Origin of the sequence: Allobosea sp. LjRoot90 (genome assembly GCF_964254315.1) — a bacterium.
Classification (GTDB): Bacteria; Pseudomonadota; Alphaproteobacteria; order Rhizobiales; family Beijerinckiaceae; genus Allobosea.
In genome coordinates, this window is sequence record NZ_CAXUTF020000011.1 from 30,695 (window position 1) to 53,074 (window position 22,380).

Sequence of the window (22,380 nt, forward strand, 5' to 3'; positions counted from 1 at the left end):
GGGGTGGAAAACGGTCGTCGCACGCCCAAAAGCGCACCAGCTAGCGGCCGTGGTGATCCACGGCAACGCTGGCGAAGTCATCTTGGTATCTGGTCAGTGTGGAAGAATTGAGGTCACGGCCTGCGCGGCAGTGACGACTACACGGCCGGAGCAGGTTTCGGCTGGGGTTTACTCGCAAGGGCCGCGCGCTCGGCCGCCATCGCTGTGATCAGGCGCGGATAGGCCTCCTGCATCGCGTCGCGGAAGGCCTCGAACGGCATCTCGTCATGATCGCCGCGGTCGAGCACATAGTCCATGTGCTTGCGCCCTTCCGCGTCGAAGGGTTGGAAGATCGAATCCGTGCTGCCGTCGAAATCGAGCGGTTCGACGCCGAAGCGGGCGCAGAAGGCGAGGTCGAAAGCCGGCGTCGCCTTGACCCAGCGGCCTTCGAGATGGAGCAGCGTATAGGCATGCCAACGGAAGACGTCGCTGCCCATCAGTTCGAGGATGCGCGGCGAGGCCAGATGGTTGCGCACATCGGCAAAGCCGACCCGTGACGGGATGCCGGCGGCGCGGCAAACCGCGGCGAGCGTCACCGCCTTGGGCACGCAGAACGAGCCCTTCGCCTCCAGGCAGCGCGAGGCGACGAAGATGTCGCGCTCGATCCCGAAATAGCGCAGGTCATAGGGGATTGCGTCGCGGACGGCATAGTAGAGTCGCACGGCGCGGTAGCGATCGGGACCGGTGCCGGCATGCCGGTCGACGAAGGCGCGGATCGCCGGCGCGTTGGCGTCGATGAAGGGCGTGGCCTTGAGCGCCCCGGCGAGCCTGTCGTCGCTCATCGCACCCTCCTGTCTATGCCACACTGCGCGGATGCTGCAGCCGCCAGGCGATCTGCGGCAAGCGGTCGGCGCCGAAGAAGCTCTCGCCGTCCTGCGTCACGAACGGCACGCCGGTCACGCCTGCTGCGTTGGCCTCATCCACTGCCTCGCTGAGGCGCTGGCGGCCCTCCGCCCCATCGATCATGGCGCGGATTGTCTCGGGAGTCTCGCCGGCAAGACAGGGCAGGGCGGTGAGCACGGCCGGGTCGGCGATGTCTTCGCCCCGGGCGAAGAAGGCCTCGAAGATCTCGCTCGCCAGCTGCAGCCCGTCCTGCGGCCGTGCCGCCGTCCAGGCATGGAACAGCCGACCGGCGAGATGAGCTGAGATCTGCAGCGGCTCGGGAACTCGGAACGGCAAGCCGAAGAACGCGGCTGAGCGGGTCACGTCCTCGAGGAAGTAGCGCCGCCGCGCCGGCGTCTCCAGCGGATTGACGACGCCCTGCTGCTTGAACACAGCCCAGAGCAGGATCGGCCTGAGCTCCAGCGCCCGGCCGTGTTCCTCAGCCAGTCGCGCCAGCGAGCCGAGCGCGAAGTAGGAATAGGGCGAGGCGAAATCGAGATAGAGGCGGAGTGCTCCCGGCATGACGTTCAGAACCTGAAGACGCCGTAGCCGGGCGGGCCGAGCGGGGCATTGAGCGAGGCCGAGATCGCCACGCCCAAAGCGTTGCGGGTGTCGAGCGGGTCGATGATGCCGTCGTCCCAGAGTTCGGAGGTCGAGTAATAGGCCGAGAGCTGCTCCTGATAGGCCTTGCGCGTCTCGTCCCAGAGCTTGTCGATCTCGCCTTTGTCGACCGAGCCGCCATTGCGCTTCATCTGGTTGGCCTTGACCTCGGCCAGCGTGTTCGCCGCCTGGTCGCCGCCCATCACGCCGATCTGGTGGTTCGGCCAGGAGAACAGGAAGCGCCCATCGAAGGCACGCCCGCACATGCCGTAATTGCCGGCGCCGAAAGAGCCGTTGCACATCACCGTGAACTTCGGCACCCGCGAGCAGCTCTGCGCCATGATCATCTTGGCGCCGTCCTTGGTGATGCCGCGGCGCTCGTATTCGCGCCCGACCATGTAGCCGGTGATGTTCTGCAGGAAGACCAGCGGCGTGTTGTTCTGGTTGCAGAGCTCGATGAAGTGCGCGCCTTTGATCGAGGAATCGTTGAAGAGCACGCCGTTATTGGCGAGGATTCCGACCTTGAAGCCCCAGATGTTGGCAAAGCCGCAGATGAGCGTTGTGCCATAGTTCGGCTTGTATTCATGGAAGCGGCTGCCATCGACGATGCGGGCGATGATCTCGCGCATGTCGAAGGCCTTCTTGATGTCGTCGGGCACGATCCCGTAGATTTCGGCGGGATCGTAGAACGGTTCCTCGGGCGCTTCGCGCTGCGCCTCCCAGCGCGGCAGCCGGTCCCATTGCGAGACGATCTCGCGGCCGATCTCGATGGCGTGCTCCTCGCTGTCGGCCGGGTAGTCGCAGGTGCCGGAGACGCTGGTGTGCATCTCCGCGCCACCCAGTTCCTCGACCGTGACGTCCTCGCCCGTCGCCGCCTTCACCAGAGGCGGCCCGCCGAGGAAGACCGCGCCGGTGCCGCGCACGATGACGCTGTAATCGGAGAGGCCGGGGATATAGGCGCCGCCGGCTGTGCAATGTCCGAAGACCAAGGCGAGCTGCTTCACGCCCATCTTCGAGAGCATGGACTGGTTGCGGAAGATCCGCCCACCCATGTAGCGATCCGGAAACAGCTCCGACTGGAGCTGGAGGAAGCCGCCGGCTGAATCGCAGAGATGCACGACCGGCAGCCGGTTCTCCATGGCGATATCGAGGGCGCGGACGATCTTCTTGACCGTCAGCGGATACCAGGCGCCGCCCTTCACGGTCGGGTCGTCGGCGCGGATCATCACCTCGCGGCCGGAAACCATGCCGATGCCGACGATCGAGCTGGCCGAGGGCGATTCCCCGCCATAGGCCATGTTGGCGGCGAGCGAGGACAGCTCCAGGAAGGGTGTGCCGGGATCGAGCAGCATCTCGATGCGCTTGCGCTGCGGCATCTTCTGCTGGCGGGCGAGCCGGTCGAGATCGCGCTGCGGCCGGCTATGACGCGCCGCCTCCTGCTTCGCCCTGAATTCAGCGACGAGGCCGCGGTTATGGGCCTCGTTGCGACGGAAATCGGCGGAGGCGGTGTTGATCGACGATTGCAGTCTGGACATCGGTTCAGCCTTCCGCCGGTGCCGCGAGACGGGCGAGTACGGCGTCCTTGTCGAAGCCTTCGCCCTCGCGCGCCGCGATCTCGGCGATCTCGCCGTCACGCGGCGCATCGAGTTTCATCTGCAGCTTCATGCTTTCGATCGTGACGATGGTCTCGCCACGCTGGACGCTGTCGCCGACGCGCTTGTGGACCACGATGACCGTACCGGGCATCGGCGCGCGCACCACGTTCGCGCCGCCGCCGGCGGCGGAGGCGTCCGCCGCGGCATCGCGCCGGCGCAGCGCAAAGCTGCGCCCATCCAGCCGGACGATGACGCCATCGGCACTGCCGGCACGGGCAAAGGCGAGCGGCGCGCCATCGAGCGTCAGCGCGCGGCTGCCATCGCCCGCTTCGTCGAGGCCTTCGACGACATGCCGGCGGCCGTCGATCGAGAGCACGAGCCGCGGCCGGCGCGCCAGGATGGTGACGTGATGGACTGTGCCGTCGAGATCGAGCTTGAGGACCATCGTCAGTTCCTCCAATGCCCGATCGAGGCATGCGGTTCGGGCACGCCGAGGACGAGATCGCGGAAGTCGCGCAGGCCGAGCGCGGCGGCGATCAGCACGGTGTCGCGTGTCGCTTCATCAGGCTCGGCGGCGGCGAGTGCCGCCTTGTGCTGGACGACGAAGCCGGTGTGCAATTCGCCGGCGGCGAAGGCAGGGTGGCCGAGCACACGGGCGAGATAGTCGATATTGGTCTTGATCCCGAGCAGAGTGAGATCGTGCAGCGCCGTAGTAGCGCGCTCTGTTGCTATGGCGCGGTTTGGCCCATGGACGACGAGCTTGGCCAGCATCGGGTCGAAATCGGCGGTGACGCGCTGGCCGCGGTCGAGCGCGTTCTCGAAGCGCAGGTACGGAGCTTGCGGCACGCCAAGATGCAGGATCGTGCCGGTCTCCGGTAGGAAGTCGCGCTCTGGGTCCTCGGCGCAGATCCGGCATTCGATCGCGTGGCCATTAGCGGCGACGGAACCTTGTGTGAACGGCAGGTCGCGTCCGGCGGCGATCTCGATCTGCAGCCTGACGAGGTCGAGCCCGGTGATCATCTCGGTGACGGGATGCTCGACCTGCAGCCGGGTGTTCATCTCCAGGAAGAAGAAGCGCCCGTCCGCGCCGAGAATGTATTCGACCGTGCCGGCATTGCGGTAGTTCGAGGCGGCTGCAAGCCTGACCGCCGAGGCGCAGATCTCGTCGCGCAGTGCGGGCGACAGATTCGTGGCCGGCGCCTCCTCGATGATCTTCTGGAAGCGGCGCTGCACCGAGCATTCGCGCTCGAACAGATGGATGGCGCCGCCCTTGCCGTCGCCGAAGACCTGCACCTCGATATGGCGGGGGCGCTCGACGAAGACCTCGGCATAGACGCGCCCGTCGCCGAAATAGCGCTGGGCCTCGCTCGCTGCGAGGCGGGCGGCGCCTTCCAGCTCCTCGGCCGAGCGCACGATGCTCATGCCCTTGCCGCCGCCGCCCGCCGCCGCCTTGATCAGGAGCGGGAAGCCGATTTCGACCGCCCGGCGGGTGAACTCGGCGAGATCCTCGGTCGGCATCACCGAGGGCGCCACCGGCACGCCGTGCTCGGCCGCGAACTGGCGCGCCGAGATCTTGTCGCCCATCAGCGCGATCGTGTCGGCGTCGGGTCCGATGAAGGTGAGCCCGGCCTCGGCGACGGCGCGGGCGAAGCGGGCATTCTCGGAGAGGAAGCCATAACCCGGATGGATCGCATCAGCGCCGACAGCGCGGGCGGCGTCGACGATCTGGGCGATGTCGAGATGAGCCGCGACCGGCGTCTCGCCCGAGATTTCGACCGCCTCGTCGGCCTCGCGCACATGCCGGGCGCGGGCCTCGACCGGGTGATGGATCGCGACCGAAGCGATGCCCATCTCGCGCAAGGTCCGGATGATCCGGCAGGCGATCTCGCCGCGATTGGCGATCAGGACCTTGCGGAACGGCGGGTTGTCGTCCGGAGCCGTCATCATGCGTCGCCTGTGATCTTGAGGCCGTGAAGGGGGCCGCCCGGCGCGAGCCAGGCAGTCGGCACCGGCACCGGCAGGCTCATCAGCACCTGCGCCATCGCCTTGCCCTGCGGATCATGGCGCAGCGAGGCGATGCCGCCGCCGCCCAGCGCCCGGTGCATGACGAGGTTGAAGCCGCTTAAGCCCGGCCAGTCGAAGCGCTCGACCTTGCCCTCGACATGATGGGCAAAGTGCCGGCCGACCGCCTCCGGGGTGAGTGCACGGCGCAGCCAGGGCAGGAAGGCGGCATCGCGCGCGATCACGCCGATATTGGCGATGTCGCCCTTGTCGCCGCTGCGGCCGAAGGCGAGGGCAATGAGCGGCACGTTGGCCGTCTCGCCGGTCGCGATTTCTGGGGCGTCCGCGGTAAGAGGCGAGGGCGCGTTGGTGGCCGCCGCCGACGGGATATGCGCCGGCACCGGCAGGCTCGTCTCGCCGAGGCTCACGGTCGGATGCAGTTCGGCCTTGTCGATCAGGAAGGAGAACAGCCGGATCACCAGCTGCGGCTCGGGCCGGCCGCCGGCGAAGCCGGTCAGGCTCTGCGCCATCGCGGTCGCGGCGGGGTAGATCTCACGGCCGAAGATCTGCAGCGCTTCCTTGGACGGATGGCGCACGCCGATCTTGAGCACGACCTCGCGCGTCGCCCGCGCCCGGCTCTGGTGGCCATAGCTCGCCTCGGCGCCGAGCGTTTCGACCGATGTTTCGGCGAAATCGGGAAAGCCGGCCTCGCGGATCAGCCGGCCGCAGCGGGCGAGGATCGCCTTGGCGACTGCCTCGGCGCGCTCAGCCGCGTCATCGCCGACGATCATCATCGTCGTCGCGCAACGATAGCCGTCGGGATAGGTAGCGCTGACCTTGTAGCTCGCGGACGGCGCCCGCCCGCGCGCGCCGGAGACCCGGACGCGATCAGGGCCTGACGCCTCGAGCTTCACCTGCGACCAGTCGCAGCAGACGTCCGGCAGCATGTAGGCGGCGGGGTCGCCGACCTCGTAGACGACCTGCTCGGCGATGGTGGCCGGGCTGATCCGGCCGCCGGTGCCCTCCGGCTTGCCGATCTCGAAGCTGCCATCGGCGCGGCAATCGGCGAAGGGGAAGCCCATATCGGCCCAATCGCCGGCGACATCGCGCCAGTCGGTGACGATGCCGCCGGTCGCCTGCGCGCCACATTCGAGGATGTGGCCGGCGAGGCTCCCGGCCGAGAGCCGGTCGTAATCCTCGGCGGTCCAGCCGAATTCATGGATCAGCGGCCCGAGCACGACGGCGGAGTCGACGCAGCGCCCGGTCACCACGACATCGGCGCCCGCTGCGAGCGCCGCCGCGATCGGGAAGGCGCCGAGATAGGCGTTGATGCTGGCGGTCCGCTCGGGAAAGGGCGCGCCGGAGAACATCTCGGTGACGCCGGACGCGCGCAGGCGCTCGGCCTCGCCCGAGAGGTCGTCGCCGGTGACGATCGCGACCTTGAGGTCGACGCCGGCCTCCTTGAAAGCGGCAAGCAGGGCGTCGCGGCAGGCTTCCGGATTGACGCCGCCGGCATTGGTGACGACGCGGATGCGCTTCTCCGCGATCTCGCGCGCGAGCGGCTTCATCACCAGCGAGACGAAGTCGGTGGCATAGCCGAGCGCCGGGTTCTTCGCCTTCATCCGGGCGAGGATCGACATGGTGATCTCGGCCAGATAGTCGAGCACGAGATAGTCGATGCCGCCCTGCTGGACGAGCTGACGCGGCCCCTCCGGGCTGTCGCCCCAGAAGCCGGCGCCGCAGCCGATGCGGATGCTCTCGCGCATGGCGCTCACCGCCCGGTCCAGGCCGGCGGGCGCTTCTCGGCGAAGGCGGCGAAGCCTTCGCGCGCATCCTCGGTGCGGGCCATGTTGGCCAGCATGAACTGGGCGTATTCGAGCGCCGTATCGGTCGACATCTCGCGGATCTTGGCGAGGCTCTGCTTGCCCAGCCGGATGCCGGTCGGCGACTTGTCGACGAGGCGCCCGACCAGCCAGTCCGTCTTCGCGTCGAGCTCGTCCGCCGGCACGGCGTAGTTGACGATCGGGCCGGCTTCCGGATCACCGGCCCTGATGGTCTCGCCTGTGAGGCAAAGCTCCATCAGCCGGCGATAGGGCAGGACCCGCATCAGATAGGGCAGGATCATCATCGGGAAGAGCCCGACCTTGACCTCGGTCACCCCCAGCAGGGCGTCGTCTCGCGCCACCACCAGATCGCAGGCGCAGATCAGGCCGAGACCGCCGGCCAGCGCATGGCCGTTGACCCGTGCCACCAGCGGCAGCCGGCAGGCGTCCATCCGGCGCAGCAGGCCAGCGACGTAGTGGCGGGGATCGGCGGCCTCGATGGTGAAGGGCGTTCCGTCCGCATTGGGCTTGAGGTCGCCGCCGGCGCAGAAGGCCTTGTCGCCGGCGCCGGTCAGGATCACGGCGCGGACCGCGGGATCGCCCTCTGCCTGGTCGAGTCCAGCGACGATTCCCTCGGCAACCGCCTCATTCAGGGCATTGCGGCGGCCCTCGCGATTGATCGCGACGACCAGTGCCGCGCCCTCGCGTCGGGTGATGACCTCTTCGCTCACGGTTCCATCCCTGCGCGGCTCACTGAGGGGGCCTTTGTGCAGTAAATGATTTCAATTCATTTGCTGTGTCAATAGCCATCCATTGGTCAAACTACGCCGAATGGCACGCAAGCGGATTGTTCGATTTTACCGCATGGGCCTGCGTTGACAGTCGTTGCCGCCGCTGATGAAATGCGCTCAATAAGATCAATCGAGCCGAATGGCTCGCTGCCTGCACGCTGCGTGGGGGCGAGGGAGGAGATCGACGTGAATGCCGTGAACGGTAGCAACCGCGCCAATGCCTTCGGCCTCGACGAGGAGCAGACCGCGATTCTCGACGGTGCCGACCGCTATGCCCGCGCCGAGCTTTATCCCCTGTCGCAGCGCATGGACAATGAGGAGTGGTGGCCGGAGGAGGGCTTCCGCAAGATCGGCGAGAGCGGCTTCCTCGGCGCGACGATCCCTGAGCAATATGGCGGAGCGGGGCTCGACCTGCTTCAGGCCGGGCTCGTCCTGCAGGGTTTCAGCCGCTGGAACCACGCCATGGCGCTCTCGGTCGTCGCGCATGACAACCTCTGCGCCAACAACATCTACCGCAACGGCAATGAGGAGCAGCGTCGCAAATACCTGCCGGACCTCTGCTCGGGGAAAACGCTCGGCGCACTCGGTCTGACCGAGCCGGGGGCGGGCTCGGACGCGCTCGGCTCGATGCGGACTACCGCGCGCCGCGACGGCGACCATTACATCCTCAACGGCAGCAAGATCTTCATCACCAACGGTCCTGTCGCCGACGTGCTCCTGGTCTATGCCAAGACCGACAAGGAGCGCGGCGCGCACGGCATCTCCGCCTTCATCGTCGAGAAGGATTTCCCCGGTTTCAAGGTGGCGCAGAAGCTGACCAAGATGGGCTATCGCGGCAGCCAGACCGGCGAGCTGCTCTTCGAGGATTGCCGCGTCCCGGCCGCCAACTTGGTCGGCGGGGAGAACCAGGGCGTCGCCATCGTGATGAGCGGGCTCGACCTCGAACGCGCGATGATCTCGCCGCTCTGCCTCGGCATTTCCGAGCGGGCACTCGAGCTCTCGATCGACTACGCCAAGACGCGCAAGCAGTTCGGCAAGCCGATCGGCTCGTTCCAGATGGTCCAGTCGATGCTGGCCGAGATGTATGTGCTGGTCGAGACCATGCGCAGCTTCAGCTATCGCACGCTGGCCGAGGCGGCCCCGCTCGAAGTCGGCGGCGGCGGGCGCGGCGACATCCACCGCTTGACCGCGGCCTCGGTGATGTATGCGGCGCAGGCCTGCCACGATGTGCTCGACAAGGCCGTGCAGGTCCATGGCGGCGCCGGCTATATCTGGGAATCGGAGATTAACCGGCTCTTCCGCAGCACCAAGCTGCTCGAGATCGGCGCCGGCACCACCGAAGTTCGCAAGATGATCATCGCCGGCGAATTGCTGAAGGGGATGGAGCGCCATGGCTGACGCAGCCCCCGAGCCCCGCGAACTCGGGCTGGACGACGCCGACCTCGCCCGGTTGCCGACGGTCTATGCGCCGGACGCCTTCGCGGGGCGCACCGTGCTGATCTCCGGCGGCGCCGGCGGCATCGGCCGCGCCACCGCCTGGCTGCTTGGCCGGCTCGGCGCGCAGGTGATCATCGCCGGGCGCGACGAGGGCAAGCTGGAGACGGCAACGGAGGCGATGCGCGCCGCCGGGCTGAAGGCGGCGGGCAAGCCGGTGAATGTCCGCGATCCCGCGACGATCACCGCGCTGCACGACTGGATCGCCAGCGAGTTCGGCGGCATCGACATCCTCGTCAACAGCGCCGGCGGCCAGTTCCCGCAGGCGGCGATCGACTTCTCGACCAAGGGCTGGAACGCCGTCGTCGACACCAATCTCAACGGCACCTGGTACATGATGCAGGAGGCCGCCCGGCGCTGGCGCGACGCGAAACGGGCGGGCAGCATCGTCTCGATCGTGGTGGTGACGCGGCAGGGGCTCCACGGCGTCGCGCATACGATCGCGGCGCGCGCCGGCGTAATCGGGCTGACCCAGGCGCTGGCGGTGGAATGGGCGCCGCTCGACATCCGGGTGAACTGCATCGCGCCGGGCGCGATCGAGACGCCCGGCTGGCGGGTCTACGATCCGCAGGTGGTCAAGGCCTATCCACGCTCCAACCCGATGATGCGCACTGCGACGACCTGGGAGGTCGCCGAGGCCTGCGCCTATCTCTGCGGCCCGGCCGCTGCTTATGTCACCGGCGAGGTGCTCAACGTCGCCGGCGGGGCGCAGCTCTGGGGCGAGACCTGGACGATCCCGCGCCCGGATTTCTTCGATGGGCCGGGCAGTGAGCAGGGCGGAGCGTGAGCTCAGCGCGGTCCGGGGGAATTGGGCTTCGCCGGGGCGATCCCGGCCGCGGCTTCGAGCCGCGCCGTCGCCGTCTCCAGCCGGGCGACCACGCTCTCCATCGGCGAGGCCGGCTGGTCGAGCGCCACACCGCGATAGACCAGATTGGTGATCGCCTCTGCCGTCTCGGCCGGGTCGTAATCGCCCTCGCCGCGCAGGAAGGCCCAGGTCCGGTGCTCGATGCAGCCGAAGACCAGGTCGCGCACCAGGCTCGGCGAAGTGTCGGGCCGCAATTCGCCCGAGGCGATGCCGGCCTTGACCACGTCGACGAGGCGATGGGTGTAGGCGCGGTTGAGCTCGAACAAATGCGAGCCGCGATAGTCCGGAGCCGGACGAATTTCCTGGAACATCAATCGCGACAGCGCCGGATCGCGGCGGATCGAGGTGAGGTGGTTGTAGACGAGGAAGCGGATCTGGTTCCAGCTGCCACGCACCGCGGCGAACTGCTCGGCATCCTCCTGCAGCAGCTCCTCGAACCAGTGCTCGACGACCTTGACCAAAAGTTCGCGCTTGTTGGCGAAGAAGCGGTAGATGCTGCCCTCGACCACGCCGGCGCGCAGCGCGATGTCGGTGATCAGCGCGTCGTTGTAGCCCTTCTCGGCGAAGACCTCCTTGGCCGCGGCCATGATGTCGGAGATGCGGCGCTCGGGCGGGAGCCGGTTGACCTGTCGCTTCAGGGCGCTGCGGGGTGCCATCGATGATCCTTGCTGACACGAAGCGCGGGAGCGCTGCGGTCGCTTTCCGGCTGCCGGAGCGTCCGGGCGGGACGGCGGCACTAATAAATATCATTCATCATCGGCGCATTCCAGGCAAGAGCGTGGCCGCAAGTCGCGCTTTGCAGGGCGGACGCCCGCGCGGAGTCGCGCGGGTTCCATAGGGGAGGGATCATGCCGTTGCCTGCCGCTTTCGCCGGACGCCTGCGCGTTCCCGTCATCGCCGCGCCGATGTTCCTGATCTCGGGGCCGGACCTTGTCGTTTCCTGCTGCCGCAATGGCGTTGTCGGCAGCTTTCCGGCGCTCAACCAGCGCACGACGGCAGGCTTCGCCGACTGGCTCGACGAGATCGCCGGAAAGCTCGACGGCGAGCGTGACGCAGCGCCGTTTGGCGTCAATCTGGTCGTCCACCGCAGCAATCCGCGGCTCGATGCCGATCTTGCCGTCGTCGTCGATCGCAAGGTGCCGCTGGTTATCACCTCGCTCGGCCTCAATCGCGATCTGATCAAGGCGGTGCAGGGCTATGGCGGTCTCGTCTTCCACGACGTAACGACGCTCGCTTTTGCGGCCAAGGCGGCCGACGCCGGCGTCGACGGGCTGATCGCCGTCTCGGCCGGCGCCGGCGGGCATGCCGGGCCGCTCAATCCCTTCGCGGCGCTGGCCGATATCCGGCGCATCTTCGACGGCACGCTCGTGCTCGGCGGGGCGCTGAGCAACGGCGCGCAGGTCGCCGCCGCCATGATGGCGGGTGCCGACATGGCCTATCTCGGCACCCGTTTCATGGCGACGCGGGAAAGCATGGCGCCGGAGGCGCTGCGGGGCATGCTGCTCGACGCGTCCGTTGCCGACATCGTCTACACCCCGGCGATCAGCGGCGTGCACGGCAATTTCCTGCGCCCGAGTATCGTCGCGGCTGGGCGCGATCCCGACGATCTCAGTAAGCCCGCGAGCTATGATTTCGGTACGGCGGAGGCCAAGGCCTGGCGCGACATCTGGGCGGCAGGGCAGGGCGTCGGCGCGATCCGTGATTTGCCCGATGCAGGCGAGCTCTGCCGGCGGCTGGCCGATGAGTACGAGACGGCCCTGGCCGGCGCCTCGCGTCTGTCATGCCGGGCTGCTGTCGAGGCGGTCGGCTGAGCCTGGTTCATTGGCCGCTCATCCGGGCTCGCGATGGTGCGTTGCCGGGCCGGTCGGTGCGAAAAATCGCAGCTGCCGATGGCGCTGGCGCAGGCCTCGGGAGAGTTGACAGTACAAGATGAATTGTATTCATTAGCTGCATCGAGCTGACGCTTACACAGACAACAAACCAGCGCAGCCGGGGAGGACATCGTGGGAGAAGACGCCGTTCATCCGGCGGTGCCGCGCGTGCGCCGGATACCCGCAAATGCTGTGGCAGCGATCGTCGGCTGCAGCGTCCGGATGGCGGGCGCTTCGGATGAATGACGCTCAATATCATCCTCTGGCGAGTGTGGCCGACGCTCCCGTTGCGCTCTCCTGTACCGGGATCGAGCGCAGCTTCGGCGGCCTGCGTGCGCTGAAGGGCGTGTCTCTCGACGTCCGCAAGGGCGAGATTCTCGGCCTGGTCGGCCCGAACGGCTCGGGCAAGACCACGATGGTCAACGTGATCACCGGCTTCTACCCACCCAATGCCGGGCAGGTGACGCTGTTCGGCGAGGACATCACCGCGCTGAAGCCGCATCGCATCGCCGCCCGCGGCGTCGCCCGCACCTTCCAGAACCTCGCTCTGTTCAAGGGCATGAGCGTTCTCGACAACATCCTGATCGGCCGCCACACCCACATGAAGCCGAGCGCGCTCGGGGCCCTGTTCTACTGGTGGTGGGCGGAGCGGGAGGAGCTGGCCCATCGCCGGGTCGTCGAAGAAGTCATCGAGTTCATGCAGCTCCAGGACATTCGCGACGAGCCGGTCGAGGTCATCCCGCTTGGCCTGCAGAAGCGTGTCGAGCTGGCGCGGGCGCTGGTCGCCGAGCCGCGTCTCCTGATCCTGGACGAGCCGATGGCCGGGATGAACCAGGAGGAGAAGGAATACATCGCCCGCTTCATCCTCGATGCGCAGGAGGCGCGCGGCGTCACCATCCTGATCATCGAGCACCACATGGACGTGGTCACCTCGATCTGCGACCGCGTTGTCGTGCTGAGCTATGGCGAGGTGATCTCGGAGGGCGAGCCGCAGGCTGCGATCTCGCATCCGAGCGTGGTCAGCGCCTATCTCGGCGAGCGCGCCGCCAAGCGCCACCAGGCGGGGAGCGCGGCATGATGGCGGCGCTCGGCATTAACCGTGAAAGCGGGCGTTGGCCCGTCGCGGCGGATGGCACGCCCGCGACCTTGATCGCTGCGCTCGCCCGCAACGCCGCCGAATTCGGCGATCGCGTCGCCTTCCGTGAGCGCCGCTACGGCATCTGGCAGGAGCAGAACTGGCGCGAGGTCTTCGACGAGATCGCCGCCATGGCCGCCGGGCTGGAAGAGGCCGGGCTAGTTGCCGGCGCCGCGATGACGGTGATCGGCGACAACCGGCCGCGGCTCTATTACGCCATGCTCGCCGCCAACATGCTGCGGGCCTTCCCGTCGCCGGTCTTCCCGGATGTGCCGCTGGAAGAGCTGATCGCCGCGACCCTGCACGGGACGCCGCCCGTCGGCGTCGCCGAGGATCAGGAGCAGGTCGACAAGCTGCTTGAACTCCGGGCCGCGACCGGGCGCGTCGCGACCATCCTCTACGACGACGAGCGCGGGCTCGACAGCTACGACGTACCCGGGCTGATGTCGCTCGATGCGCTGGTGGCGAAGGGGCGCGAGCGATTGGCTCGCGAGCCGGAGCTCCTCGCTCGCTTCGTCCAGGCGCCGCAGGCCGACGACATCTCCGTGCTGCTGCACTCTTCCGGCACCACCGGCCTGCCCAAGGGCATCCCGCTGCGCCATCGCAACGTCACCGGCGGCCTGCTCAATGCCGGCCGCAGCGGCTATTTCCACCAGCACGAGGAGCTCTACGCCTATCTGCCGACAGCCTGGGTCGGCGACTTCGTCTTCACTCTGGGCGCCGGCATGATGATGGCGGCGACGATCAACATCCCGGAGCGCCAGGAGACGGTGATGCGCGACCTGCGCGAGGTCTCGCCGACCTTCTATCTCGCCGCGCCGCGCGCCTGGGACCAGATGCTGACCCGCGTCCAGGTCGGCATGAAGAACTCGACGCCGTTCAAGCGCTGGCTGTTCGAGACGACGATGGAGCGCGCCGTCGCCTACGAGCGCAAGCGTCTTGCCGGCGGCACGCTGACGCTGAAGGAGAAGCTGCTCGACACGGTCGGCAACGTCCTGGTCTATGCGCCGCTGCGCGATCATCTCGGATTGGGACGCGCTGAGCGCGCCTTCACCGGCGGCGAGGCGCTCGGCGAGGACACCTTCCTGTTCTTCCGGGCGCTCGGCATCAAGCTGAAGCAGTTCTACGGCCAGACCGAGACCTGCGCACTGACGGCGGCGCAGACCGAAGGGCAGGTCAAGCTCCACACGGTCGGCCGGCCGATGGAGGGCAGCGAGATCCGCATCGACGAGAGCGGCGAGATCCTGGTGCGCTCCACCTCGGTGGTCGACGGCTACTATGACGACCCCGAGAGCAGCGCCAAGGCGCTGGTCGATGGCTGGCTGCACACCGGCGATGCCGGGCGGATCGACGAGGACGGCCAGCTCGTCGTGCTCGGCCGCGTCAGCGAAGTCGTGCGCACCGCCTCGGGCGAGCGCTACATCCCGAACTTCATCGAGAACCGGCTGAAGTTCAGCCCCTATATCCGCAATGTCGCGGTGATCGGCGCCGGGCGCGATATCCTCACCGCGATCATCTGCATCGATTTCGACGCGGTCGGCCATTGGGCCGAGGAGCGCGGCATCTCCTACACCTCCTATGCCGAGCTCTCGCAAGGAGTCGAGGTGCAGGGGCTGATCGGCCAGGTGGTCAGGCACGTCAATGGCACCCAGCCCGACGGCCTGCGCATCCGCCGCTTTGTCAACCTGCACAAGGACTTCGACGCTGATGACGGCGAGATCACCCGCACCCGCAAGCTGCGCCGCAACACCATCGAGACCACCTACGCCTCGCTGATCGCGGCGCTCTATGGCGGGCTCGACGAGACGATGTTCGAGGCCGTCATCTCCTATGAAAACGGGGAGCGCGGCGTGATCCGGCGGACGCTCAGGATCAGTGAGGTCGTCGCCTGATGGACTGGATCCTGCTCGCGGAACTCTCGACCAACGGCGTCTTCGTCGGCCTGATGTACGCGCTGGTCTCGCTCGGCATCGTGCTGATCTACAAGACCTCCGGCACCGCCAATCTCGCCCAGGGTGCGATCGCCATGACCGGCGGCTACGTCACCTGGGCGCTCGCCACGCTGGTCGGGTTGCCGATCTGGCTGGCGATCCCGGCTGCGCTCGTCATCATGTTCGGCTTCGGCCTGCTGATGGAGCGCATCGCGCTGCGCCGGATGATCGGCCAGCCGGTGATCATGACGATCATGCTGACGCTCGGCGTCGAGATTATGCTGCGCGGCATCCTTCCCGGTGTCTTCGGCGCGGCGGTGAAGCGCCTCGACATCGGCATGCCGCAGCAGCCGCTCTTCGTCGGCGAACTCCTGCTCAACCGCTCCACGATGATCGGTGGCTCGATCTCGCTACTGCTGATCCTGCTCTCGCTGTTCTTCTTCAATTCGCGCTTCGGCGTGGTGATGCGGGCTGTCGCCGACGACCAGACTGCCTCCTGGTCGGTCGGTATCAGGGTCGAGCGCGCGATCGCGGTCGCCTGGGGGCTCGCCGCCGTCTCCGCCACCGCCGCCGGCGTGCTCTGGGGCAGCACGCAGGGCGTCGACTGGTCGCTCTCGCTGCTGCTGATCAAGGCGCTCGCCATCGCGATCCTCGGCGGGCTCGACTCGATCCCCGGCGTGCTGATCGCCGGCGTCATCGTCGGTGTGGCCGAGAGCCTCGCCACCGGCGTGCTCGATCCGCTGGTCGGCGGCGGCTCGCGCGACGTCGTCGCCGCCGTGATCATCCTGGTGACGCTCCTGCTCAAGCCGCACGGCCTGTTCGGCCGCCACCATATCGAGAGGGTCTGACGCCGTGTTCTATCGTCGCGCCGGCATCCGCCACACGCACTATCAGGACGAACGCCAGCTCTTTCCGCTTGGCTTCGACCGCGGCCTGATCATCGCGGTCCTCGCCGTCCTGCTGGCGGCGCCCTTCCTGTTCGACCGGCTCTATGTCTCCGGCTATCTGCTGCCCTGGCTGATCTGGACCTCGGCGGCCCTCGGCCTCAACCTGCTGATGGGCTGGTCCGGCCAGATCCATCTCGGCTACGGCGCGGTGATGGGCATCGGCGCCTATGGCTCGGTGCATCTGGTGCGTCTCGGCGTGCCGCTCGAGCTCGCGATGATCGCCGGCGGCCTGCTCAGCGCGACCATCGGCACGATGTTCGGCGGCGCAGCCCTGCGCATGAAGGGTATCTACCTCGCCATGGCGACGCTCGCCATGCAGTACGTCGTCGACTTCGTCATCTCGCATTCGTCGGCGATCAGCGGCGGCTCGCTCGCGACGCTGCAGGTGCCGCCGGTGCGCTTCCTCGGCATTCCGCTGCAGGGCGAGGTACCGACCTATTATCTCGCGCTCGGCGTCTGCTTTGTCATCACGCTCTTCATGCTGAACGTCAGGCGGACCAGCTTCGGCCGGGCGCTGGCGGCGCTGCGCGAGAAGGACTACGCCGCGCAGATCCTCGGCATCTCGACGTTCCGCTACAAGCTGCTCGCCTTCTGGGTCTCGTCCTTCATCGGCGGCGTCGTGGGCTCGGTGCTGGCCGTGACCTATCTTAGGGCGATCTCGCCGGACCAGTTCCACATCGAGCTCTCGATCCAGATCCTGGCGATGATCATCGTCGGCGGCCTCGGCAGCGTGCTCGGCCCCTTCTTCGGCACGGCGCTGATCCTGTTCGCGCCGATCTTGCTCAACAACCTGCTCGGCGCCGCCGCCGGCACGTTCGGCCTGTCGCTGCCGATCGACCTGCGCGCCCATCTGCCGCTGATGGCCTATGGCGCGCTGGTAATCGGCTTCCTGCTCTACGAGCCGCTCGGCCTCGCCAAGATCTACGCCAATTTCCGCAACTACTTGCTCGTCTGGCCGTTCCGCCATGCCCAGCGGTGACGGTGCCTTTTTGAACAACGACAGGGCTGGAGGAAACAGGATGTCGCTCGATCGCCGTTCTTTCATAGCCGGCTCGGCTGCGCTGGCCGCGCCGCTCGCCCTGCCGGTTCAGGTCTTCGCCCAGGAGAAGATCGTCCGCTTCACGCTGCCGCAGGACTTCACCCGGATCTACACCTTCGTCACCTCGGAATATAACCAGGGTCAGCGCGACTACTTCACTTTGGTCAATGATCGCGGCGGCGTCGGCGGCTACAAGATCGTCGCTGACATCACCGACCACGCCAACGACCTGCCGCGCGCCATCGAGGCCTATGAGCGCGGCAAGCGCGAAGGAGCCGTGCTGATCGACCCGCTCTCGACGCCGGTGGCTCGGGCTCTGGTGCCCCGCGCGCTCGAAGACAAGATCAACATGATCACCGCCTATTCCGGCCGCAGCGACGCGGCCGATGGCAGCGCCTTCCCCTATGTCCTGCCGCTCTCGATCAATTACTGGACCCAGGTCGGCCTGATCATCGAGCAGTTCAAGAAGACCGAGAAGGGCAGCCTCAAGGGCAAGAAGATCGTCTTCGTCCATATCGACACGCCTTTCGGCAAGGAGCCGCTGCCGATCCTCAACGTGCTCGCCAAGAAGGAAGGCTACGAGCTCGCCGCCTTCCCCTATACGCCGCCGGGCAACGACCAGTCGGCGATCTGGCCGCAGGTGCGCCGCGCCAGGCCCGATTTCGTGATCTTCTGGGGCGCCGGCGTCGGCCAGACCGTCGCGCTGACCGAGGCGATCCGCAACGGCCTGCCGATGGACCGGGTCTCGGGCAGCGTTTGGCTCTCGGAATCCGACATGGACGTGGTCGGGCGCGAGGCGGCCAAGGGCGTGATGAAGGTCGAGCCCTGCGTCGGCGGTCGCGAGCCCAAAGTGATCAAGGACATCCTCGCCGACGTCGTCGGCAAGGGCAAAGGCGCCGGCCCCGAGAACAAGGTCGGCACGGGCTACTACAACTACGGCGTCCAGATGGCGACGCTGATGGTCGAGGGCGTGCGCAAGGCGGCCGAGAAGGCGCCGAACGGCCCGGTCACCGGCCCCTGGCTCAACGAGGGCCTGCGCTCGATCACGAACTTCACCGCCGAGGGCCTACTGCCGCCGACCACGATCACCAAGGACGACCACCAGGGCGGCGGTATGGGCCGGATCGCGCGCTGGGACGGCGCCAAATTCTTGCCGATCACCGACTGGTTCTCCGCCAACCAGGACGTGGTCTGGGAGGAGATCCGCAAGAACTCGGAAGAGTTCAAGAAGTCCGGGAAATGACGGGGCCAGGGCGGCGCGGGCCCTCCGCGCCGCCCCTTTTCGGATCGGGCCAATGACGCTGCTGGCGCTGAACAATATCGAGATCGTCTACGATCGGGTCTTCCTCGCGGTGCGCGGCGTCTCGATCGAGGTGCCCGAGAAGGGGCTCGTCGCCGTGCTAGGCGCCAACGGCGCCGGCAAGAGCACGGTGCTGAAGGCGATCTCGGGCCTGCTCAAGCCCGAGCGCGGCGAGGTCAGCCGCGGCGAGGTCAGCTTCGATGGTCGCTCGATCCTGTCGGTCGATCCGCCCGACCGCGTGCGCCTCGGCATCGTCCATGTGCTGGAAGGGCGCCGCGTCTTCGGCCATCTGACGCCGAAGGAGAACCTGATCGCCGCCGCGACCATGCATCGCGAGCGCGGTCATGTCACGGCGCTGATCGACCGGATGTTCGAGACCTTCCCGCGCCTTGCCGAGCGGGCCAAGGCCGAAGCCGGCTACCTCTCCGGCGGCGAGCAGCAGATGCTGGCGATCGCCCGCGCCTTGATGACCGAACCGCGTCTCCTGATGCTCGACGAGCCGAGTCTCGGTCTCGCGCCTTTCCTCGTCGACGAGATCTTCGACATCATCCGCAACGTCAACGAGCGCGACGGCGTCGCCGTGTTGCTGGTCGAGCAGAATGCCACGGCGGCGCTGGAGATCGCCCAGTACGGCTATCTGATCGAGAACGGCCGCATCCTGATGAGCGGCGAAGCCGACGTGCTGAGCGCCAATCCTGATGTCGCCGACGCCTATCTCGGCGGCCACCAGAAGGTCGACTATCACGCGGTCAAGCACTACCGGCGCCGCAAGCGCTGGCTCGCTTGAGGGCGCTATGGGCAAGCATTACGACCGCCTGGAGACGCGCGCACCCGCACGCCGTGAGGCCGATCTGTTCAGACGGCTGCCACAGGTGATCGCAGCGGCGAAGCGGCTGCCAGCCTGGGGCCGGCACCTGCGCGGCGTCGATCCCGAGGCGATCACCGACCGGGCGGCGCTTGCCCGTCTGCCGGTGTTGCGCAAATCCGATCTGCCGGCGACCCAGCGCCTCAAGCTGCCTTTCGGCGGGCTGCTGCCGGGCCGGCCGAGTGATTATCGCCGGCTGATGATGTCGCCGGGGCCGATCTTCGAGCCCGAGGGCCATGACGACGATCCCTGGCGCGTCGCCCGCGCACTTGCGGCTGCAGGCGCCGGCTGGCGTGACATCGTCCTCAACACCTTCTCCTATCACCTGACGCCCGGCGCCTGGTGCTTCGATGCCGGGGCGCGCGTGCTCGGCTGCGCCGTGATCCCGGCCGGGCCGGGCAACAGCGACGCCCAGCTCGACCTGATCGAGGCCTACCGGCCGACGCTCTATGCCGGCGTGCCGGATTTCCTGAAGATCCTGCTTGATCTCGGCGCGGCGCGCGGGCGCGATCTTTCTTCGCTGAAGCGGGCGGTGGTTTCCGGTGCGGCCTTCCCGCCCTCGCTGCAAGCCGAGTTCCGCGAGCGCGGCATCGACGCCTATCAGTGCTATGCCACCGCCGAATGCGGCATCATCGCCTATGAGACGCCGGCCCGCGAAGGTCTCGTCCTCAACGAGGACATCATCGTCGAGATCCTGCGGCCCGGTACCGGCCAGCCGGTGGCGGAAGGCGAGGTTGGCGAGATCGCGGTGACCATCCTCGATCCCAAAAAGCCGCTGATCCGCTTCGCCGTCGGCGATCTCACCGCGACGCTGCCGGGACGCTCGCCTTGTGGACGTACCAACCAGCGCATTCGCGGCTGGCTCGGCCGGGCCGACCAGTCGGCCAAGGTAAAGGGCATGTTCGTCCGGCCCGAGCAGGTCGCGGCGGTGGCCGCCCGGCATCCCGAACTCGGCCGCTGCCGGTTGGTGGTGACGCGCGCCGGCGTGACCGATGCCATGTACTTCAAGGCCGAGGTCGCCATGCCGAGTTCGGAGTTAGCCGACGCGCTGAAGGCCTCCGTGCGCGAGGTCTTCAAGCTGAGCAGCGCCGTCGAGCTGATGGCGCCGGGAGCGTTGCCGAACGACGGCAAGGTGATCGACGACACACGGTCGCCGAGCTGAGATGCTTGCGGTGACGGATGGAGATGAGGACGAGGCGATGAGCGATCCGGCAGGCGAGGTGGTGATCACGGAGCGGCAGGGGCCGGTTCTCACCGTGACCATGAACCGTCCCAAGGTGCTCAACGTGCTCGACGAGGCGATGGCCGATGCGCTTGTGGCGGCTTTCTCCGGGCTGGCTGCGGATCAGACGATCCGCGCCGTCATCCTCGCCGGGGCAGGGCGCTCCTTCATGGCGGGCGGCGATCTCGCCCGTTTCCAGGCCGATCTGCCCGGCGCGCCGCAGACCGCGACGCTGCTGATCGACCGTTTCCACACGCTGATGCGTCTGATCAAGGCAATGCCGCAGCCGGTGATCGCAGCGGTGCAGGGGCCGGTTGCGGGTGGCGGCGTCGGGCTCGCCTTCGCCTGCGATCTCGTCGTCGCGACGCAGGATGCGAGCTTCCTCTCGGCCTATACCAAGCTCGGCACCAGTCCCGACGGTGGCACGACCTGGTCGCTGACGCAGCTGCTCGGCCCGCGCCGGGCCCTGGAATTCGTCCTGCTCAACGAGGCGATCAACGCCGAGGCTGCCCTGCAGCTCAGCCTCGTCAACCGCGTCGTGCCATCTGGCGAGCTGATGGATGTTGCCCGCACATTGGCGGAGAAGCTCGCTCGCGGCAGCTTTGGCGCGCAGAAGGCGAGCAAGGCGCTGGTCCAGGCCGCGACGCAAGGCTCGTTCGGCGAACAGCTCGAGCTGGAGAAGCGAGCCTTCGTCGCCAATGCCGGCACCGCGGATTTCGGTGAGGGCATCACCGCCTTCTTCGAGCGCCGGCCACCGAAGTTCTGAAATCGGTTGGCCGCGCTGCATTCGCGCTACTGACGTCCGTGTGTGCGATCCCGGCATAGTGCGACCGAATGGTCGCCCGGGAGACGCCGACGCATGAATACACCCTCCATCCGGATCGGCGCCTTGGCCCCATTGTCGCGGCCCGGCTGGGTCGAGGCCGGCCAGCATCTGCTCGCCGGGCTCGAATTGGCCGTGTCCGACGTCAATGGCGCCGGCGGTGTCGCCGGAAGACCAATCGAGTTGCTGGTCCGGGACACTGCGGCCGATCCGCAAAAGGCGACGGCAGCCGTTGATGAACTGGCAGGCCTGGGCGTGGCGGCTCTGGCGGGGGAGTATCACAGCGTCGTCGCCCGCGCCGTCGCAGCCAGGGCCGATGCCCTGCACCTGCCGTTCCTCTGCTCTTCGGCCGTGCTCGACACGCTCACCGAGCAGCCGACGGATTGGGTCGCACGCATCGCCCCGGCGCAATCCCGTGGCTGGCGGCTCTACGCCGACTTCCTGCTCGGCGCAGGCCACCAGCGGATCGCCGCCGCCACCGTGCCGAGCGTCTATTGGGCCTCAGGGACACGCATCCTGCAGGACTACATCACGCCACGCGGCGGCAGTGTGGTGGAGTTCGACATGAACTCGCTGACTCCTGCAGCACTCTGCGACGAGCTCGTCGACAAGGGCGCCACGGCCCTGCTGCTCCTGGTCGGTCACCCGGAGCCGGCGGTGCCGATCGTCAGGTGCGTCCGCAGCGACCAGCGCCTGGCAGGACTCATGATCGGCGCGCCGGCCGGGCCACCGGAACTGCCCGAATGGTTGGCGTTGCTGGGCGAAGAGGGAACAGCGATCCCGTTCCTGCGCTATCTGCCCGAGCAGCTTCCTCCACTTGGCAAGCGGGTCGAGGCAGCCTTGCGCAAGCGGCTGGCCCAGGCGCCGTCCTTCGTCGCCTTCGAGGGCTATGACACGATCGCCGTCCTCGCCGATCTCTTGCGATCTCACGGCACCGATGGGGCGCGCATCGCCGAAGCCTGGTCCAGGGTTTTGATCGAAGGCACGCGCGGGCCGATCCGGTTCTCGCGCACGCCGGGGATCAGCGTCTGGCAATGGGCCTGGCCGCCGATCCAGGTCGTCGATCGCGATCCGGCGGCACCCGAGCGCTTTCGGGTTCTCCACGTCGGCTGAGAGCGCATGGAGATGCCGGCCGCGACCCCTGAAGGGTGTGGCCG

General features: G+C 67.6%; 20 protein-coding genes. 12 read left to right on the plus strand and 8 right to left on the minus strand.

Features of this window, described 5'->3' with window-relative positions:
• Positions 1–137: 137 nt before the first annotated feature.
• Genes ACSQ3M_RS26550 through ACSQ3M_RS26580 form a run of 7 tightly spaced genes read right to left on the minus strand, consistent with a single transcriptional unit; the run spans position 138 to position 7,671 of the window.
• Entirely contained in the window at positions 138–821 is a 684-nt protein-coding gene (locus tag ACSQ3M_RS26550) for a transglutaminase-like domain-containing protein (RefSeq protein WP_436153084.1), read from the minus strand.
• Between the two features lie 13 nt (positions 822–834).
• Complete coding sequence (locus tag ACSQ3M_RS26555) at positions 835–1,443, minus strand: 2-hydroxychromene-2-carboxylate isomerase (protein WP_436153085.1); 609 nt, start codon at positions 1,441–1,443, stop codon at positions 835–837.
• A gap of 5 nt (positions 1,444–1,448) precedes the next feature.
• Positions 1,449–3,056 carry an acyl-CoA carboxylase subunit beta gene (locus ACSQ3M_RS26560; protein ID WP_436153086.1) on the minus strand — a complete coding sequence of 536 codons (1,608 nt, stop codon included), beginning with the start codon at positions 3,054–3,056 and terminating at the stop codon, positions 1,449–1,451.
• A gap of 4 nt (positions 3,057–3,060) precedes the next feature.
• On the minus strand, positions 3,061–3,561 hold the full coding sequence (locus ACSQ3M_RS26565) for a biotin/lipoyl-containing protein (RefSeq protein ID WP_436153087.1): 501 nt from the start codon (positions 3,559–3,561) through the stop codon (positions 3,061–3,063).
• A gap of 2 nt (positions 3,562–3,563) precedes the next feature.
• Entirely contained in the window at positions 3,564–5,060 is a 1,497-nt protein-coding gene (locus ACSQ3M_RS26570) for an acetyl-CoA carboxylase biotin carboxylase subunit (RefSeq protein WP_436153088.1), read from the minus strand.
• A complete protein-coding gene (locus tag ACSQ3M_RS26575; RefSeq protein ID WP_436153089.1) occupies positions 5,060–6,883 on the minus strand; it encodes an acyclic terpene utilization AtuA family protein in 1,824 nt (607 codons plus the stop codon). Before ACSQ3M_RS26575 ends, ACSQ3M_RS26570 begins: the two co-directional genes overlap by 1 nt.
• A gap of 5 nt (positions 6,884–6,888) precedes the next feature.
• The gene (locus ACSQ3M_RS26580) at positions 6,889–7,671 is read right to left on the minus strand and encodes an enoyl-CoA hydratase-related protein (protein WP_436153090.1); all 783 of its coding nucleotides are present in this window, start codon (positions 7,669–7,671) and stop codon (positions 6,889–6,891) included.
• Positions 7,672–7,917: 246 nt separating this feature from the next.
• On the opposite strand from ACSQ3M_RS26580, the gene ACSQ3M_RS26585 reads away from it, so the two are divergent.
• Positions 7,918–9,129, plus strand: coding sequence for an acyl-CoA dehydrogenase family protein (locus ACSQ3M_RS26585; protein ID WP_436153091.1), 1,212 nt, complete (start codon positions 7,918–7,920; stop codon positions 9,127–9,129).
• Complete coding sequence (locus tag ACSQ3M_RS26590) at positions 9,122–10,012, plus strand: SDR family oxidoreductase (RefSeq protein WP_436153092.1); 891 nt, start codon at positions 9,122–9,124, stop codon at positions 10,010–10,012. Before ACSQ3M_RS26585 ends, ACSQ3M_RS26590 begins: the two co-directional genes overlap by 8 nt.
• 2 nt (positions 10,013–10,014) lie before the next feature.
• Here the strand turns inward: ACSQ3M_RS26590 and ACSQ3M_RS26595 are convergent, their stop codons facing one another.
• Positions 10,015–10,746 (minus strand): TetR/AcrR family transcriptional regulator, encoded by a 732-nt coding sequence (locus tag ACSQ3M_RS26595; protein ID WP_436153093.1) that lies wholly within the window; start codon positions 10,744–10,746, stop codon positions 10,015–10,017.
• Between the two features lie 192 nt (positions 10,747–10,938).
• Between ACSQ3M_RS26595 and ACSQ3M_RS26600 the strand changes: the two genes are divergently transcribed.
• The 10 genes from ACSQ3M_RS26600 (at position 10,939) to ACSQ3M_RS26645 (ending at position 22,336) form a co-directional block, all read left to right on the plus strand.
• Entirely contained in the window at positions 10,939–11,901 is a 963-nt protein-coding gene (locus tag ACSQ3M_RS26600) for an NAD(P)H-dependent flavin oxidoreductase (RefSeq protein ID WP_436153094.1), read from the plus strand.
• Positions 11,902–12,199: 298 nt separating this feature from the next.
• Positions 12,200–13,039: an ABC transporter ATP-binding protein gene (locus ACSQ3M_RS26605; protein ID WP_436153095.1), complete on the plus strand. Its 840-nt coding sequence runs from the start codon at positions 12,200–12,202 to the stop codon at positions 13,037–13,039.
• Positions 13,036–14,988: an AMP-dependent synthetase/ligase gene (locus ACSQ3M_RS26610; protein ID WP_436153096.1), complete on the plus strand. Its 1,953-nt coding sequence runs from the start codon at positions 13,036–13,038 to the stop codon at positions 14,986–14,988. The genes ACSQ3M_RS26605 and ACSQ3M_RS26610 overlap by 4 nt, the downstream gene beginning before the upstream one ends.
• Positions 14,988–15,875 carry a branched-chain amino acid ABC transporter permease gene (locus ACSQ3M_RS26615; RefSeq protein ID WP_068075224.1) on the plus strand — a complete coding sequence of 296 codons (888 nt, stop codon included), beginning with the start codon at positions 14,988–14,990 and terminating at the stop codon, positions 15,873–15,875. Before ACSQ3M_RS26610 ends, ACSQ3M_RS26615 begins: the two co-directional genes overlap by 1 nt.
• A 4-nt stretch (positions 15,876–15,879) precedes the next feature.
• Positions 15,880–16,953 (plus strand): branched-chain amino acid ABC transporter permease, encoded by a 1,074-nt coding sequence (locus tag ACSQ3M_RS26620; protein ID WP_436153097.1) that lies wholly within the window; start codon positions 15,880–15,882, stop codon positions 16,951–16,953.
• Positions 16,954–16,993: 40 nt separating this feature from the next.
• Positions 16,994–18,256, plus strand: coding sequence for an ABC transporter substrate-binding protein (locus ACSQ3M_RS26625; protein ID WP_436153098.1), 1,263 nt, complete (start codon positions 16,994–16,996; stop codon positions 18,254–18,256).
• 52 nt (positions 18,257–18,308) lie between these two features.
• Complete coding sequence (locus tag ACSQ3M_RS26630) at positions 18,309–19,100, plus strand: ABC transporter ATP-binding protein (RefSeq protein ID WP_436153099.1); 792 nt, start codon at positions 18,309–18,311, stop codon at positions 19,098–19,100.
• 7 nt (positions 19,101–19,107) lie between these two features.
• Entirely contained in the window at positions 19,108–20,340 is a 1,233-nt protein-coding gene (locus ACSQ3M_RS26635; protein ID WP_436153100.1) for a phenylacetate--CoA ligase family protein, read from the plus strand.
• Positions 20,341–20,377: 37 nt separating this feature from the next.
• The gene (locus ACSQ3M_RS26640) at positions 20,378–21,166 is read left to right on the plus strand and encodes an enoyl-CoA hydratase/isomerase family protein (protein ID WP_436153101.1); all 789 of its coding nucleotides are present in this window, start codon (positions 20,378–20,380) and stop codon (positions 21,164–21,166) included.
• Positions 21,167–21,259: 93 nt separating this feature from the next.
• On the plus strand, positions 21,260–22,336 hold the full coding sequence (locus tag ACSQ3M_RS26645; protein WP_436153102.1) for an ABC transporter substrate-binding protein: 1,077 nt from the start codon (positions 21,260–21,262) through the stop codon (positions 22,334–22,336).
• The last annotated feature ends 44 nt before the right edge of the window (positions 22,337–22,380 follow it).